Source organism: Pedobacter sp. MC2016-14 (assembly GCF_020991475.1).
Lineage (GTDB): Bacteria > Bacteroidota > Bacteroidia > Sphingobacteriales > Sphingobacteriaceae > Pedobacter.
The window spans coordinates 2,644,091-2,660,282 of sequence record NZ_JAJMPA010000001.1 but is presented as its reverse complement, the minus strand read 5'-3'; the positions used below and the strand labels follow the sequence as shown (position 1 = coordinate 2,660,282).

12 protein-coding genes are annotated in these 16,192 nt (G+C 39.6%); 3 read left to right on the top strand and 9 right to left on the bottom strand.

The genetic code is table 11. The features are described 5' to 3' along the window. Positions 1–7: 7 nt before the first annotated feature. The 4 genes from LPB86_RS10920 to LPB86_RS10905 are packed head-to-tail and all read right to left on the bottom strand — an operon-like array spanning position 8 to position 5,074. Complete coding sequence (locus LPB86_RS10920) at positions 8–712, bottom strand: phosphoadenylyl-sulfate reductase (RefSeq protein ID WP_230643605.1); 705 nt, start codon at positions 710–712, stop codon at positions 8–10. Further along, complete coding sequence (locus tag LPB86_RS10915) at positions 712–2,178, bottom strand: TSUP family transporter (RefSeq protein WP_230643602.1); 1,467 nt, start codon at positions 2,176–2,178, stop codon at positions 712–714. The genes LPB86_RS10920 and LPB86_RS10915 overlap by 1 nt, the downstream gene beginning before the upstream one ends. An 11-nt stretch (positions 2,179–2,189) precedes the next feature. Beyond that, positions 2,190–2,984 (bottom strand): uroporphyrinogen-III C-methyltransferase, encoded by a 795-nt coding sequence (cobA, locus tag LPB86_RS10910; protein ID WP_230643599.1) that lies wholly within the window; start codon positions 2,982–2,984, stop codon positions 2,190–2,192. Further along, the gene (locus tag LPB86_RS10905) at positions 2,981–5,074 is read right to left on the bottom strand and encodes a nitrite reductase (RefSeq protein ID WP_230643596.1); all 2,094 of its coding nucleotides are present in this window, start codon (positions 5,072–5,074) and stop codon (positions 2,981–2,983) included. Before LPB86_RS10905 ends, cobA begins: the two co-directional genes overlap by 4 nt. A gap of 330 nt (positions 5,075–5,404) precedes the next feature. On the opposite strand from LPB86_RS10905, the gene LPB86_RS10900 reads away from it, so the two are divergent. Together LPB86_RS10900 and LPB86_RS10895 are read left to right on the top strand one after the other, a co-directional pair. Next, a complete protein-coding gene (locus LPB86_RS10900; RefSeq protein WP_230643594.1) occupies positions 5,405–6,322 on the top strand; it encodes a hypothetical protein in 918 nt (305 codons plus the stop codon). Continuing rightward, a complete protein-coding gene (locus LPB86_RS10895) occupies positions 6,319–6,954 on the top strand; it encodes a class I SAM-dependent methyltransferase (protein ID WP_230643592.1) in 636 nt (211 codons plus the stop codon). The genes LPB86_RS10900 and LPB86_RS10895 overlap by 4 nt, the downstream gene beginning before the upstream one ends. Before the next feature lie 56 nt (positions 6,955–7,010). Here the strand turns inward: LPB86_RS10895 and LPB86_RS10890 are convergent, their stop codons facing one another. The 3 genes from LPB86_RS10890 to proB all read right to left on the bottom strand — a co-directional run bounded on the left by LPB86_RS10890 (position 7,011) and on the right by proB (position 11,878). Further along, a complete protein-coding gene (locus tag LPB86_RS10890) occupies positions 7,011–9,455 on the bottom strand; it encodes a TonB-dependent receptor (protein ID WP_230643591.1) in 2,445 nt (814 codons plus the stop codon). Between the two features lie 90 nt (positions 9,456–9,545). Further along, entirely contained in the window at positions 9,546–10,793 is a 1,248-nt protein-coding gene (locus LPB86_RS10885; RefSeq protein ID WP_230643590.1) for a glutamate-5-semialdehyde dehydrogenase, read from the bottom strand. Between the two features lie 5 nt (positions 10,794–10,798). After that, positions 10,799–11,878 (bottom strand): glutamate 5-kinase, encoded by a 1,080-nt coding sequence (gene proB / locus LPB86_RS10880; RefSeq protein ID WP_230643588.1) that lies wholly within the window; start codon positions 11,876–11,878, stop codon positions 10,799–10,801. A gap of 103 nt (positions 11,879–11,981) precedes the next feature. On the opposite strand from proB, the gene LPB86_RS10875 reads away from it, so the two are divergent. Then, positions 11,982–12,986, top strand: a complete 1,005-nt coding sequence (locus LPB86_RS10875) for a LacI family DNA-binding transcriptional regulator (protein WP_230643586.1) — start codon at positions 11,982–11,984, stop codon at positions 12,984–12,986. A 106-nt stretch (positions 12,987–13,092) separates the two neighbouring features. Here the strand turns inward: LPB86_RS10875 and LPB86_RS10870 are convergent, their stop codons facing one another. Together LPB86_RS10870 and LPB86_RS10865 are read right to left on the bottom strand one after the other, a co-directional pair. Continuing rightward, a complete protein-coding gene (locus LPB86_RS10870; RefSeq protein ID WP_230643584.1) occupies positions 13,093–14,718 on the bottom strand; it encodes an NADP-dependent glyceraldehyde-3-phosphate dehydrogenase in 1,626 nt (541 codons plus the stop codon). A gap of 23 nt (positions 14,719–14,741) precedes the next feature. Continuing rightward, on the bottom strand, positions 14,742–16,181 hold the full coding sequence (locus LPB86_RS10865) for an MFS transporter (protein WP_230643580.1): 1,440 nt from the start codon (positions 16,179–16,181) through the stop codon (positions 14,742–14,744). Positions 16,182–16,192 lie beyond the last annotated feature (11 nt).

Here is a 16,192-nt window from a genome sequence, read left to right as displayed (position 1 = left end):
TCTTATCTTATGTAGTGGTATGCAAACCACATTCTTTCTTAGACTGGTCTTCCCACCACCATCTTCCTGCCCTAAAATCTTCCCCTTCACGTACAGCACGGGTGCATGGCGCACAGCCTATGCTGGGGAACCCTTTATCGTGTAAAGTATTATATACAATGTTATGCTCGGCAATATAAGCTTTGATTTCTTCAAATGTCCAGTCAAACAAAGGATGAAATTTAATCAGCTGATTTTGCTCATCCCACTCAATATTGCTCATGTCATGGCGGTTAGGCGACTGTTCTGCCCTAATTCCCGTTACCCAAAGCTTATTTCCATTTAATGCCCGGTGTAGGGGTTCAATTTTCCTGATGTAACAGCATTCTTTACGATTATCTACTGATTCATAAAAGCTATTTGGGCCTTTTGCATTTACCATATGCTGGAGGCTTTCTGCCTGCGGAAAAAAGGCATGAATAGGTTTCTGATAAATTTCCAGCGTCCTGTTCCATACATAATAGGTTTCAGGAAATAACCTTCCGGTTTCCAAAGTAAATACCTTAATGGGAATATCGTTTTTAAAAATTAAATCTGTAATTACCTGGTCTTCCCAGCCAAAACTTGTAGAAAAAACAATTTGCCCAGGAAACTTAGCTGCAAAATAACGCAAGGCCGCTACAGGGTCCAAATCCTTTATATTTTCTGCTATTTCTATAAACTGTGTTTTCATCAGACAATTTTAAGAATGAAATTAAAAATACTGCGCAAACTTACTATTATCACTATAATACCAACCGAAACCATAATCGTTTTAACTGAGATCTTATTGGAAACTTTTGCTGCTATAGGGGCTGCCAAAGCACTGCCAATTACCAAGCCTGCAACCGCTTCCCAGTGCGCCCCGTTTAACATGGTAATAAAAGTTAGCGAACTCATTAAAGCAATAAAAAACCGGGTGATTTTTACTGTACCTAAAGAAAACCTCGGACTCCTGCCACCTGCAATTAAGCTGGATAACACAATTGAGCCCCATCCGCCGCCACCAACAGCATCTATGAAACCACCAAATAAGCCCAAAAGAGAAATCTTTTTAATCTTGGTAGAAGATGTTTTATGCTGCCTGGCCTGGTATGCTTTAGATAAAATTACACCACCTAAAATTAAGGTATATAAAGACACCAATGGTTTAGTGTACTGACTGTAATGTTCCAGAGAAGACAATAACCATGCACCTGTAACCGCACCTAATATTCCGGGAATAATCAATAACCTGAACAATTTCCAGTTTATATTTCCCATTTTATAATGCATCCATCCAGCTATACCATTGCTCAAAATCTCAGATAAATGTACTGCCATACTGGCTGAGGCAGGTGGAATTCCCATAGACAAAGAAAAAGCGGTTGAAGTAACCCCGTAACTCATCCCTATTGCTCCATCTACCAATGCAAAAATAAACCCTCCCAAAAGGAACCAATAAAAAACCGGATTAATTTGCTGAATATACAACTGAAACTCTGGCTCTTTATGCCAAAAAACTGTAACAACCAATGCAATAGAGAGCACAATGGTGATCCACAACAGCCATTTAAAATTTCTTTTCATGGTGCTGTTCTCTTTATTTGCAATCAAAACAGAGGTCACTTTATTCAGTTGTTTAACTTTATCCGTAAAATCACCACTTAAAGAATTGCGCAAAGTTTGCATATGCTGCAAAGTATCGTTCAACTCATTGGGCAACCCCTCATTCAACACCTCTTTTAAGCGTTTTGCTATGGTTGGTGATTTCCCATTGGTAGATATCGCGATCTTTAAATCTCCTTTTTTCACTACAGAGCCCAAATAAAAGTCGCATAGTTCTGGCTTATCCGCAAAGTTCACCAATAAATTCCGCTGATTTGCTTCAATACGGATTTGCTGGTTCAACAGTGCATTGTTGGTAGCAGTAATTACCAGGTCGGCACCGTCCAAATCCTGTGGTTCAAATTCTTTTTCAAAAATCCGCACCTTAGGATAAGCAGCAGCAAACTGCCGCAACTCCGGTATAATCTCCCTGCCAATTAAATTTACATTCGCTTCTGCGCTATTACCTACAATTGCCGTCAGCTTTTCCAAACCAATAGGTCCACCGCCAACAACTACAGTTTGTAATGTGTTTAGCTTAATAAAAACGGGAAATAGCTGATTACCTTCCAAAGATGTATGAATTAAAACTCCTGATCCAGCAATTTATAAAAATTTTTGATAGGCTGAAAAGATGGGTGCAAAGAAACAACATCTCCAACAATCAACAAAGCAGGAGATTGTATTTTCTGTTCCAATACCACTTCCTCAATGGTATCTACAACGCCAATAGCCAGCTTCTCTTCTTTAGTAGAGCCACTTTGGATCACAGCTACCGGAAGTCTTCCTTTACCCTCATTTTGAAACAACTTGGCTATTTCTCCAAGTTTACCAAGTCCCATTAATACCACAACAGTGGCTTTGCTTCTTGCTGCTTCGTATAAATCATTAGATAAAGCACCAGACGCGGTAGTTCCTGTAACCACCCAAAAGCTTTCGCTAAGCCCGCGATGCGTTACCGGAATTTGCTGAAGCCCAGGCACAGATATGGAACTGGAAAGTCCTGGTATAACTGATGTTGGAATGTTATATCCCGCCGCAAAATCCAATTCCTCATAACCTCTTCCAAATACAAATGGATCACCACCTTTTAAGCGGACCACATGGCCGTAGTTAAGTGCATAATCAACCATTAACTTGTTGATTACATTTTGTGGATGCGAGTGCTCACCAGAACGCTTGCCCACATATACTTTAATGGCATCCTTAGGTGCATATGCCTCTAAAATATCTTCATTCACCAACGCATCATACAAAACTACATCTGCGGTTTTTAAAGCATTGGCAGCTTTTATCGTCAATAAATCTGGATCACCGGGACCCGCGCCTACCAATGTAATTCTTGGCTCCAGACTTTTTCTTTCTTTAGTTAATATCATGATGTAAACTGCGACTCCCTTTTCGCTTTCATTTCTTTATAAAATAGATTCACTGCTTCCAGATAGCTTTTAGCAAAAGCCTCTGTAGGTTCATTTTTATTGATGCTCAATACCAGTTCATTAAAAGAACTTCCCAGCGTAACCTCGCCAGTGTCAACAAAGTTCAAATCAAACTCCCTGATCACCCCAATTTGTGTACTACTGTTAATTCCTTTGTCCAGCAATAATGCCTTAGCTGTATTTACAAATACGGCGTAAGAATGATAAATAGCATCAGACCAGGCTTTGGCTTCAAATGCAGTATTTGCCCAGCCTAGCTTTTCTTCACCTTCCAGCAATAATGTAGCTACAAGATCAATAACAACGCCGGCACATTCTCCAACACCAATAGCCGTTTCAAAGGTTTCCTCATGGCCCCAGTCTACAAATTCATCATCCGTAAGCTGTGTCAAATCAGCCAGGGGTTTCAACAACCTGTAAAAATAATCCTTACTGTTCCTGTCATAATATTGGTGAAAACTCTCCTGCTCAACAGCATTCTGGGTGTAATCGTTCAAGATATATCTTAATACCGTAGTCGCCCTTTTTGAAGGCACTTTCAATATTTTCTCAGCTACCCTACCTACGCCATCACCAACCGTACCACCGCCCAGCAATACTTGTACAGCAGGCACAACCTTACCATTGGCTTTTACAGAACTTCCATGAAAACCAATATGGGCCAAGCCATGCTGACCGCAGGAATTCATGCAACCACTTATTTTAATTTTAATGTCTTTGTTATAAATCAGCTCGGGATACTCTTCGTAAACCACATCCTCTAGTGCAACAGAAAGCGACATGCTGTTTGAAATCCCGAGGTTACAAGTATCTGTTCCAGGGCAAGTGGTTACATCACCAATGCTATCAAATCCCGGAGTAGCAAAACCAACCCGGTTTAAACCTGCATATAAGGACGGCAGAGCCTCTTTTCTCACAAACTTTAACAGTAAACCCTGATTTTGGGTGATGCGGATATCATCAGCTACGTATGGCTGTATGGCTTCAACAAGCTCACGTGCCTGGAACGTACGGATATCACCGATTGGAACTTTAACATACACACCATAAAAACCTTCTTGTTTTTGCTCAAAAACATTTGTTGCAAGCCAATGCTTGTAATGCAAAGTATCTTCTACATCCAATGCAGGATAATCTTTTACCGTAGGATATTCAGGATCAGTAACACTGGTTCTGTTTACCACAAAGGTTTTCGTTTTATTGGCAATACGCTCTTCAGCAATCAATTTAAGCACTTCTTCTAATCCAAGTTTTTGTACCAGGTATTTAAAACGGGCTTTGTTACGGTTATTTCTTTCCCCATAACGGTCAAAAACCCTTAACACAGATTCAGTATAAGGAATCACCTGATCTTCAGGCAAAAAATCATACACAGGACTAGCCAAAAAAGGCTGGGCACCCAATCCGCCCGCCAACAGTACTTTAAAACCACGCTCGCCATTTTCATTTACTTTAGGAATAAATCCCAAATCATGGATATAACTAAAGGCAGTATCTTTATCAGTAGCAGAGAAAGAAAACTTCATCTTTCTGCCCATTTCCTGGCAAATTGGGTTACGAAGAAAATAGCTGAATACAGCATGCGCATAAGGAGAAACGTCAAAAACCTCGTCCTTATTGATGCCAGCATCGGGTGACGAAGTTACATTGCGCACCGTATTACCACAAGCTTCACGTAAAGTAATATCGTCCCGCTCCAGTTCTGCCCAAAGTTCTGGTGTTCGGTCCAGGCTTACATAATGGATCTGGATATCCTGGCGAGTTGTTAAATGTAAATTACCACTTCCATATTCATCTGCTACATCAGCAATACGTAACAATTGTTTAAAAGTTACCTTACCAAAAGGCAACTTAATCCGCACCATTTGCACACCAGGCTGACGCTGCCCGTAAACCCCACGTGCTAAACGCAGACTTCTAAATTTTTCTTCGTGTATTTTACCCTCACGAAACTCACGGATCTTTTTTTCAAGATCAATGATGTCTTTTTCTACGATTGGGTTTTCCAGTTCTGTCCTAAAACTTTGCATATGTTGTTGAGCCGATTATTCAAAAAAAAACTTCTTCATTTTTAACTGAAGAAGCGATATATATTTTACCTGTCTACAGTTTTTTCCGTTAGCTACACATACAGTACATACAATTTTCAAACATTTGGATTTGTGGTTTAGTGGTTTTCATATTGCAAATATATAAAGTATATAGGATTACTAGTACTTTATTTTAAAATAAAATAAAAATGGGTGGTGCGAACACCTAGCATCATTGATCCATGTATACTAAGTTTACCAGCCGCCTCAGCCCATATGTAAATATATGCGATTAATCCCCTAACTTTAATTCTGATTTAAACACCTCAAATGATTTCAAAGTTTATACGTCTCCTTTTTTTCGGAAACTATTTTATTGGTCTTCTTGCGGTGGCACTAACGATAGAATCTACCCTGCAATTAAAAGTCCCATTTAATTCGCTTGCTTATTACGCCCTCATTTTTTGCTCCCCAATTGCCTATTATACCTATGCTTATATGGGCGCTACCAAATTCAATTCTTCCTTAAATCCAAGAGCAGCATGGTATTTTAAACACAAAAACTTTATCAAATGGAGCCAGGCATTATTTTCATCCTTGAGCTTGTTACTCTTTTTATACCTTTTTATCCATAACTTTTACAGCATTCTTCATCTGCCCTTAGTCTACTGGGCAATTGTATTGATCATACTAATAGCCGCAGTTTTGTATTATGGCCTACTGCCCTCTTATTTTTTTAACCTCAACTTGCGCAACACAGGATGGCTTAAACCATTCATCATTGGCTTTATTTGGGCTTGCACCGCAAATATTCTCCCGCTCATCCTATTAAAAATAGAATCTGGAGCAGATGTTGCCGGTAGCGCTTTATGGGTATGGCTCTTTGTAAAAAACTGGATGTTTTGCACCGTAAATGCCATTATGTTTGACATCAAAGATTATGCAATAGACGCCAACAAGGAACTTAAAACTTTTGTAGTAAGGGTCGGCATCCGTAAAACAATCTTCTCCATTCTGCTGCCTTTGCTTATCATAGGGATTCTATCACTCTTTACATTTGCTTATATCCAGCAATTTGCAAGTATTCAAGTAATCTGTAATGTAATCCCATTCATTCTTACCATGATTGTTGCGTTTTCGCTGCATACCCGAAAAAAAATACTTTACTACTTGATTGTAATTGATGGTCTGATTTTAGTTAAAGCCATTTGCGGAATACTTGGTATTATCCTGGCGACAAGGTTATGAAACTGAACAACTATGATAAAATAGCAAAGTATTATGACTTTCTGAGCAGGATGGTCTTTTTTAAATCGCAGGTAAATGCCCAAAAGCAGCAGCTTGCACTAGTTCCCGCCAACAGCAAAGTATTGATTGTAGGTGGAGGGACCGGTTGGATTCTGGATGAAATTGCTAAACTACATCCCCAGGGATTGGAGATTATTTATGTTGAAATATCCGCTAACATGCTTGAACTGGCAAAAAAAAGGAAATATGGCAACAACAGTTTAGAGTTTGTACACCTGCCCATAGAGGAATTTGTGGAGCAACAATCTTTTGATGTGATCCTTACGGCATTTCTGTTTGATAATTTCGCCAAAGACAGGGTAAAACAGGTGTTTTCTAAACTCAACTATTTGCTTAAACCCGGTGGATTATGGCTTTTTACAGATTTCGTTCAGCAGCCCCGGCAAAGTAAAATATGGCAATCTTTATTGCTTAAAACAATGTACCTGTTTTTCAGGAAGCTCTCTAATGTGGAAGCAAGCCATTTAATAGACACTGGTGCCGAATTTAAGCAGTGCGGATATCTAAAATTGGAGGAAAAAGATTATTACAGGGGATTTATAAAATCAATAGTTTACAAGAAAGCTGTATAATAAAAATAGCCGGACCATCCTGTTACAGAAGCCCGGCTATCACCAATATTGAGGTATTAAAATTTGTAAGCCAACGTCGTCATAAACTGACGCGGAGGAATTGGATTTACACTGTAGTTCTCATGAACAAAATAATTTAATTTGTCTGTAATGTTGGAAATCTTGGCTAATAAGGAGATTTGTTTCCAGGTGTATCCAGCAGACAAGTCGAATGTGGTAAATGCGTTAAGCGGTATTAAGCCAGCTCGTGTTGAATTCGCCGCCGGTGGAACTTTTGATGTGTTAAAGCCACCGTTACGTCGGCCCGTATAAAATGTTGACGCTCCTACTTTCAATCCTTTTACTGCACCGGTACTAAATGTATAAAATACAGTTCCGTTCGCAGTATTTTTAGTTGTTCCTACCAAACGCTCTCCCTCTACAAGACCAGTAGGCAGCGTACTTGTATATCGGTAGTTATTATAACTATATCCTGCCAAGAAATTTAGGCCCTTAGTTATTGTTCCTGCCAAATCAATTTCAAAGCCATCACTAGCTGTTGCACCAGTAAATTCTTTTATGGTGGCATCAGCATTTGATGTTCCATCAGCTTTAAATAAAGCCATTTGCGCAAGATTGCTGTTCTTTATTTTGTATACCGTGAAATTCGCTGATAGCTTTCCATCAAGAAAGTCATTTTTAATACCCGCTTCATATTGGTCAATGATTGAAGGTCTCATTGGAGAAAGGAAAATATCTGTTCCGGAATTTGAAGTAAAGTTATTAGAATAACTTGCATATACAGAAGTCGCCTTTAAAGGTTGATAGATTAATCCCACCTTTGGCGAAAAGGCCTTGTCTATTTTATCAGCAGTAGTACTTAGCGGTTCAGTATTAAGTAAAATATCCTTAATATGTGTTGTAGGTGTTTTTTGATAGGTCCATCTTATGCCGGCTAAAACCTTGAATTTTTCTGTAACACTTATTAAATCTTGAACAAAACCACCCATTCTGTAGGTAGGTGCAAAAGTGATTGTCTTTACTACTGCCCCTGGTTCAATACCTGATCCATAATATGTTGATGGATCCAATAGGTTGGCACCACCGTAATCATATGCGGCAAGACCAAAAGGATTGGATGAAGTTGCAGTGCTAGGATACACAAAGCCATTTGAAGTAGTTCTGGACTGGTCAGCATCTAAACCAACAAGAACATTATGTTTAATCCCGATTGTTTGAAAGGTTCCCGTCAAATTAATCTGTTCATTATAGCTGAATTCCTTAGTTTTCGATCGAGTTAGCATGCGGGTTAAAAGAATTCCTGCAGCATTTGCAGCTGGTCTTTCCGCCCCATAGTAGTTCCTGTTATAAGACTGAAGGGAAGCAATTACATTAATTTTCCAATTGTCATTGAATTTATGATTCACATTAAGTTGAGAACTTACCGTATTCGTTTTGTTGTAAGCCCAGGGCGTATTTATAAATGCACCGCGACTAATATTAGGGATAACATTGCCCATACTTCCAACTCCAAAATCAGGGGTATAATTGCTTTTCAAATAGTCTCCCTGCAATATAATTTCAGTTTTATCGCTAACTTTATATAAGAGAGATGGATTTACATATACCCTTTTTGAAGTTACAATGTCCCTGAAACTATAGGCATTTTCATAAGTACCTATCACGCGAAAAGCAAGTTTTTTTGAGATGGGACCATATAAGTCAAGTGTCGGTTTGTAAAATTCATAGCTCCCGGCACGCATGGACACTTCACCGCCATATTCAAACTTTGGTTTTTTAGTTACCATATTTACCACTGCTCCACCAGATACACCGCCATATAACAAAGCCGCGCTTCCTTTTAGTACTTCTACAGATTCTAACGTACTGGCTTCTGGTAAACCACCAGAACTGCTACGCGCACCATTTTTTAATACGTTGTTTCCTCCGAGACTGTAGCCACGGGCGAAAAATGTTTCATTAACGCTGCCTCGGTTTTCCCCAAAGGCTACCCCATTTACATTTTTAAGCACGTCACTTAAACGGTTCATCTGTTGGTCTTGAATCATCTGAGTTCCGATAACTTGTACAGCCTGCGGCAAATCTCTTGGTGCAATGGCTACTTTACCAACATTTACCGGCTTTTTATTTGGACTTTTATAACTGTTGATGTTCACCTCATGCAATTGAGCAGAAGATTCAGCAATTATAAAGTTGAGATCGGAAGCCTGTCCTGCAGTAACTGTGACATTTTGCTCTTGAGTTGAAGCTCCTATTGCAGATATTTTCAGGACATAAGTTCCCGGTTTAACATTTTTGATGGTAAAAGTACCATTCTCAGCAGTCTGTGTCGCCTTATTGGTGCTTTTTAATCCAACATTGACGTAACCTGCAGGTTTACCATCGCTGGTTTTTATTATACCGGATATTGATCCAGATTTAGTTTGTGCATTTATGCTTCCCCCTAGCATAAATATAAAAATAATGAGGACGTTTAATAGTTTGGTAAATAATCTATTCATCTGTTTGGATCAATTCTAAATTGCACGCAAATATACAGATATAACTTACATCCCTATATTTATTTAGAATTAAATCAAATAGCGCAGATTTTAGTTCCTGGTCTGCCCCTGCCCTCTAATTACCCATTTATAAGTGGTCAATTCTGCCAATCCCATCGGCCCTCTTGCATGTAGCTTTTGTGTACTAATGCCAATTTCTGCGCCCAAGCCAAATTGCGCACCATCTGTAAAAGCAGTAGAGGCATTGGCGTAAACTGCTGCAGCATCCACAGCATTTAAAAAATTAACAATTTGTACCTCGTCCTCTGTAACAATCGCCTCACTGTGTTTAGAACTGTAAACGGCAATATGTGCCAGTGCTTCTTCAGTGTCGGCAACAGTTTTTATAGCCATTTTGTAATCCAGGAACTCTATCCCGAAATCCTCAGCACGCGCAGCGAAAAGCAAATCAGCAGGATATAGACCCTTCAGGACAGCATAAGCCTGTTCATCGGCGTAAATGATAACAGATTTCTTCGCAAGAGCTTTCACCAGATCATAAAGATCAGCTAACCTCCCGGCGTGGATCAAAAGGCAGTCCAGCGAATTACAAACACTTACCCGCCTGGTCTTCGCATTAAATACAATGTCTGCTCCTTTTTCCTTATCCCCGGATATATCGAAATAGGTATGTACAATACCAGCTCCGGTTTCTATCACAGGAACCCTGCTGTTGTCACGTACATAAGTAATCAGGGAATGGCTTCCACGGGGGATCAGTACATCTACCATTCCTACAGCATTTAAAAGTGCCGCAGTAGCTTCACGTTCTGCAGGGAGCAGTACCGCAACGTTTATATCCACCTCATGTGCCGCCAGCACCTGGTGTATAATTTTAATCAAGGCCTGGTTAGAGTGCTCCGCATCACTTCCACCTTTTAAAACAGCGGTATTCCCGGTTTTGAAGCACAAGGAAAATACATCTATAGTCACATTTGGCCTGGCTTCATAAATCACACCGATCACACCCAGAGGCACCCTCAATTTGGAAAGATGTAATCCGTTTGGAAGGGTATTTTCAGAGATCAACTCAGAAAGCGGACTTTCCAGGGCAGCTATATTTCTAACCTCCCCGGCAATCCCGGCAATTCTTTCAGTACTAAGCTTCAACCTATCGTACTTGGGGTCTTCGGGCGACATTCTTTCCAGATCCAACAGATTTGCAGCCAGAATCTCTTCTGTTTGTTCTACTAAGCGATTTGCTAATGCATCCAATACCGCATTTACCTTTTGCTTATCTAAAAGGTGCAATGTACGACTTCCCTTTACGGCATTCTCAAAATATATCTTGTAATCCATAAAGCCTAAACTACAGCATGAAAATAATTGTAATGAACCAATGGAGGTTGTTTTTTTTCTCCAATACGTTCCCGCGCTTTATCAGAACCATACTCGGCAATTCCCAAACCAATTAGTACCTCATCTTCATCTACTACCCTAATGATATCTCCTTTTTTAAAATCAGCACTAATATTAATGATCCCCACGGGCAGTAAACTACTGGCTTTTTCAGAAAGCAATGCTGCTTTTGCACCCGCATTTAACTGCACCACACCGGTAGCAGAATTTTCGGAATGGGCAATCCATTTCTTTTTACCAGAAGTGATTTTTTCCGGTACAAACCGGGTATGTATCACCTTATCTTCCAGTAATTCTGCCAGGATGTTTTTGCGCGTACCATTAGCAATTAATACCGGGATTCCCAATTTGGCAACTTTTTGCGCCATGCCCAATTTGGTAATCATGCCTCCTCTTCCAAAACCTGATTTACCGGTAGTAATAAAAGAAGAAATGTTTCCTTCGCCCCCCTTAATTTCGCGGATTACCGCTGCGCCTTCAGCTTTTGGATCGCCATTGTAAATTCCATCTACATTAGACAGGATAATCAGTACATCTGCATTAAGCATTGATGCAATTAATCCTGCCAGTTCATCATTATCTGTAAACATCAATTCGGTTACCGATACCACGTCATTTTCATTTACAATAGGAATGACCTGGTACTGCAATAATATTTCCAGACAATTTTTGATGTTCAGGTAGTGCATCCTGTCCCTAAAATCTTCTTTAGTTACCAATACCTGCGAGCACAGCATGTCTTCCTTTTCAAAAAGCTGCATATACGTATTGATCAGTTTAATCTGACCTATGGATGCAAGTAATTGCCGGGCTGCAACAGCATTTTGTTTTTCAGAAATCTTTATCAAACTTCTTCCTGAAGCCACCGCACCCGAAGAAACCAGGATCACTTCTTTACCCTGCTTTTTTAAAGCAGCAAGCTGTGCAACCAAATGTGCTATCCTGGCCGCGTTGGGCAAACCGTTTTCAGTGGTAAGCACGTTTGAACCAATTTTAACAACAATCCTTTTGTAAGCAGCATTCATAAAAAACAATATCTATTAATTTAGTAGAGTGTAAATCTATAATTTATATAACGTTTTCACAACACACTTGGCGCAAAGCGCATCTATTTCTTACATTTGACATATGGGTGTTAATTTAAAACAATTGGCTGCCGAACTTCAGCTGTCTACCTCCACAGTATCCCGGGCTTTACATGACAGCCACGAAATTAGCATAGAAACTAAAAAAAGGGTAAGGGAAATGGCCGATAAATTAGGTTATCAAGCCAACCCATATGCCAGCAGTCTCAGGAAACAAAAAAGTAAAACGATTGCCCTTGTTATTCCCGAAATTGACAATAACTTTTTTACACTGGCCATTAACGGCATCGAAGAAATTGCACAAAGTAAAGACTACCATGTATTGATTTACCTAACGCACGAGGATCTGCAAAAAGAGATTGCGGTAAGTAAACACCTCCAAAGTGGAAGGGTTGATGGCATATTGATGTCGGTAACCAGTCAGACTGACGACAGTACCCATCTTAAGGAATTGAATAAAACTAATATTCCACTCGTATTTTTTGACCGCATCAGCGATGAAATAAATACCGTTAAAATTACTACTGACGACTACAATAGTGGTTATAATGCTACCAAACACCTTATTGATGCTGGATGCAAACATATTGCCTACTTGCAGGTATCAGAAGCTTTATCTATCGGGATTAAAAGATTAAATGGTTTTAAAGATGCCATAAAAGAAAATAGCCCCGGCAATAAAACATCCATAGTAACCTGCGGGAACCAAAATGAGGACAACTACAATCTTATTCAAAACTTGCTTAATGTACCTGATGCCCCAGATGGCATCTTTGCTTCTATAGAAAAACTGGCAGTGACGGCTTATTATGTTTGCCATGACTCAAACATCGGCATTCCGGAACAGGTTAAGATCATTAGTTTTTCCAATCTCTCTACCGCGCCATTGCTAAACCCATCTTTAAGCACTATTACACAGCCCGCTTTTGAGATTGGCAAAAAAGCTGCGCAGGTATTATTTAGGTTGATTGAGCAAAAACCATTGGATGATGATGAACGGAACATTATCTTGAAATCGCAGCTCATCCCAAGAAACTCTACAAAATAGAAACACCGGACATTTCTGCCCGGTGTTATGATGTTTTATCGTCATCTTAAAGAATGAATAGACTTTGTTAACTCTACAGACCGTAGCAACTAGAGATCTATTAACCTTAAAATATATATTTTGTACTTAAAAAGTTGGAACTGTTACTGTCCACAATCTCATTAATCAAATGTTTATTCTTCTCATTCAACTTGGTAGCTACCAAAGATCTGATTGAAAATGAGCGTAAGGCATCTACTACAGAAAGCGTACCCTCTGCACTGTCTTTACGACCTGTAAAAGGAAATACATCCGGTCCGCGCTGACATTGACAGTTGATGTTTACCCTACTTACCTGGTTTACCAGTGGGTCAATTAAAGCAGCAATTTCCTCATCGTCATTACTAAAAATACTCACTTGCTGTCCGTGTGTAGATTCAATCAGGTAATCAATGGTCTCTTCCAGCTCATCAAAAGGAACAACAGGAATTACCGGGCCAAATTGCTCTTCGGTATACAACTTCATATCCTTATTAACAGGATATACAATTGCCGGATACACGAAAGAGGCATTAGTAGCACCACCATTTTCATTGATTACTGCTGCACCATGAGCTATCGCATCATCAATACATTCTTTTAGAAATGCAGGTTTGTGAGGCTCTGGTAATGGTGTTAAAGCCACACCACTTTCCCATGGCATACCAAATTTCAATTTAGCTACAGCAGCTTCCAGTTCTTTTAAAAACACATCAGCCAAACTGCGGTGTACAAAGATTATTTTTAGCGCCGTACAACGTTGTCCGTTAAATGATAAAGAGCCCAATACGGTTTCCTGAACTGCCAAAGATACATCTGCCGCCGCTGTAATGATAGCAGCATTCTTAGCATCCAATCCTAAAATAGCACGAAGACGATTTACTTTAGGGTGCAATTTTTTAAGTTCGTTGGCAACCTTGCTTGAACCAATCAAAGTAAGCACGTTAATTTTACCAGATTTCATTAAATCTGGAATGATCACGTTACCGCGACCATATATCGTATTCACTACACCTTTAGGAAAGCAATCTTTGAAGGCTTCAAGTAAAGGATAATGTAATAAAGTACCGTGCTTAGGTGGTTTAAATAAAATGGTATTCCCCATAATCAATGCAGGGATCAGGGTAGTAAAAGTTTCGTTTAATGGATAATTAAACGGCCCCATACAAAGTACCACACCTAAAGGTGAACGCCTGATTTGGGCAACAATCCCCTGTTCAATGCTAAATCTTGAAGATTGTCTGTCAATGTCTTTTAAAGCATCAATTGTGGCATAGATGTATTCTACGGTACGGTCAAATTCCTTAACAGAATCGCCATGCGATTTGCCGATTTCCCACATCAAAAGCTTTACCACTTCATCTTTTTTCTCCATGATCTGGCGGGTAAACCGCTCTACACAGGCAATCCTGTCTGCCACACTCATGGTTGGCCATTCGCCTCTTCCATTGTTGTAAGCTTTTTCTGCAGCTTCCAATGATGCCATAGCTTCCTTTTGTGTAGACAGCGGATAAGTGCCAATCACTTTACGCTGTAAACCTTCTGGTGTCTGGATACAAATGGGCGATAATACAGTATGCACTTCCCCATTCCAGGTGCGCATTTCTCCATCGCTTAAATACTCCCTTTGGTTCAGCTCTTCCGATAATCGGAAAGCTTCAGGGATTTGATCTTCGGTAACAAAGATCGAGTCTAGTTGTTCTTGAAAAGTCATTTAGGTGGTTGGAGCGTCTTAAATTATAGATTTGTTATAGGTGCATATTTAGGTACCAGGGTTTTCATAATGCTCCAGCCAATTAAATAGCAAACAGCACAAATAGAGAAGATGATAAAGTAACCTGCCTCTTCGCCTTTAAAGCCCATAAATACGATATTATTCTTCCCGGTGTAATCAAACAATAAACCTGAGCCTTTATTAATGATAAAAGAACCCAGTCCACCTGCCATACCACCAATACCTGTAATGGTTGCAATGGCTTTTTTAGGGAACATGTCACCAACAGTAGAAAAAATGTTTGCCGACCAAGCCTGGTGTGCGGCACCTGCAATACCGATAATAATTACCGGAATCCAATAAGTAATGTGACCTAAAGGTTGTGCTGCTAAAGCTAAAAGCGGAAAAAAAGCAAAAATAAGCATCGCTCTCATTCTACCCTCATATGGGTTCATTCCTTTTTTATCGACGAAATAGGTTGGCAACCAACCGCCAATAATAGAAAGCAAAGTTATCATGTAAAGCACAAATAAAGGCAACGCGCTTTGAGTAGAATCCATTCCGTATACCGACTTTAAATAGGCAGGTGTCCAGAATAAAAAGAACCACCACACCCCATCAGTCATAAACTTACCCACAGCAAAAGCCCAGGTTTGTTTAAATTTAAAACAGTCAATAAAAGAAACTTTTTCCTTTGTCTCTTCTACATAATCAACCAGTTTTCTATCTGCAATAACATCTTGTTGGATGTAAGCCAGCTCTTCAGCACTAACTCTTTTATGTAGTTCAGGTTTATTGTAAACAAATACCCACAGTCCCATCCACACAAAACCCAATGCACCTATAATGATAAATGCCATTTCCCATCCATAAGCTTTGGCAATGAAAGGAATGGTAATCGGTGCGGCTAAAGCGCCAACTGTTGCGCCTGCATTAAAAATACTGGTGGCAAATGCCCTGTCTTTTTTAGGAAAATATTCTGCGGTTGCTTTAATGGCAGCAGGAAAGTTTCCAGCCTCTCCAACAGCCAATACAAAACGTGCAAAAATAAATAAGGTTACACTAACCGAAACAACCATCCCGGTATTGTTTACGCCTTCAATGATATCTTTGGCACCTTCAAAGCCTACAAACCAATTTCCAGTAATAATTCCGGCAGTAGCAATACCACAAAAAGCGTGTAAACATGCACCAACTGACCATACGCCAATTGCCCAGAGAAAACCTTTTTTTGTATCCAGCTTATCTACCAAACGGCCCGCGAAAAGCATAGATATGGCATAGAAAATAGAAAATAGAGCCGTTATATTTCCGTAATCGTTATTATCCCAGTGAAATTCTGGTTTAATAAAATCAGTCCATGTTAACGAGAGTACCTGTCTGTCTAAATAATTTATTGTGGTTGCAAGAAACAACAGTAAACATATGGTCCACCTGTAACTGCTCTTTTTATTTTCTTTCATTATTATATTTG

Coding starts and splice junctions, on each gene's coding strand:
- LPB86_RS10920 (WP_230643605.1), bottom strand. CDS start 712: ATGAAAACACAGTTTATAGAAATAGCAGAAAATATAAAGGATTTGGAC.
- cobA (WP_230643599.1), bottom strand. CDS start 2,984: ATGATATTAACTAAAGAAAGAAAAAGTCTGGAGCCAAGAATTACATTG.
- LPB86_RS10905 (WP_230643596.1), bottom strand. CDS start 5,074: ATGCAAAGTTTTAGGACAGAACTGGAAAACCCAATCGTAGAAAAAGAC.
- LPB86_RS10900 (WP_230643594.1), top strand. CDS start 5,405: ATGATTTCAAAGTTTATACGTCTCCTTTTTTTCGGAAACTATTTTATT.
- LPB86_RS10895 (WP_230643592.1), top strand. CDS start 6,319: ATGAAACTGAACAACTATGATAAAATAGCAAAGTATTATGACTTTCTG.
- LPB86_RS10890 (WP_230643591.1), bottom strand. CDS start 9,455: ATGAATAGATTATTTACCAAACTATTAAACGTCCTCATTATTTTTATA.
- LPB86_RS10885 (WP_230643590.1), bottom strand. CDS start 10,793: ATGGATTACAAGATATATTTTGAGAATGCCGTAAAGGGAAGTCGTACA.
- proB (WP_230643588.1), bottom strand. CDS start 11,878: ATGAATGCTGCTTACAAAAGGATTGTTGTTAAAATTGGTTCAAACGTG.
- LPB86_RS10875 (WP_230643586.1), top strand. CDS start 11,982: ATGGGTGTTAATTTAAAACAATTGGCTGCCGAACTTCAGCTGTCTACC.
- LPB86_RS10870 (WP_230643584.1), bottom strand. CDS start 14,718: ATGACTTTTCAAGAACAACTAGACTCGATCTTTGTTACCGAAGATCAA.
- LPB86_RS10865 (WP_230643580.1), bottom strand. CDS start 16,181: ATGAAAGAAAATAAAAAGAGCAGTTACAGGTGGACCATATGTTTACTG.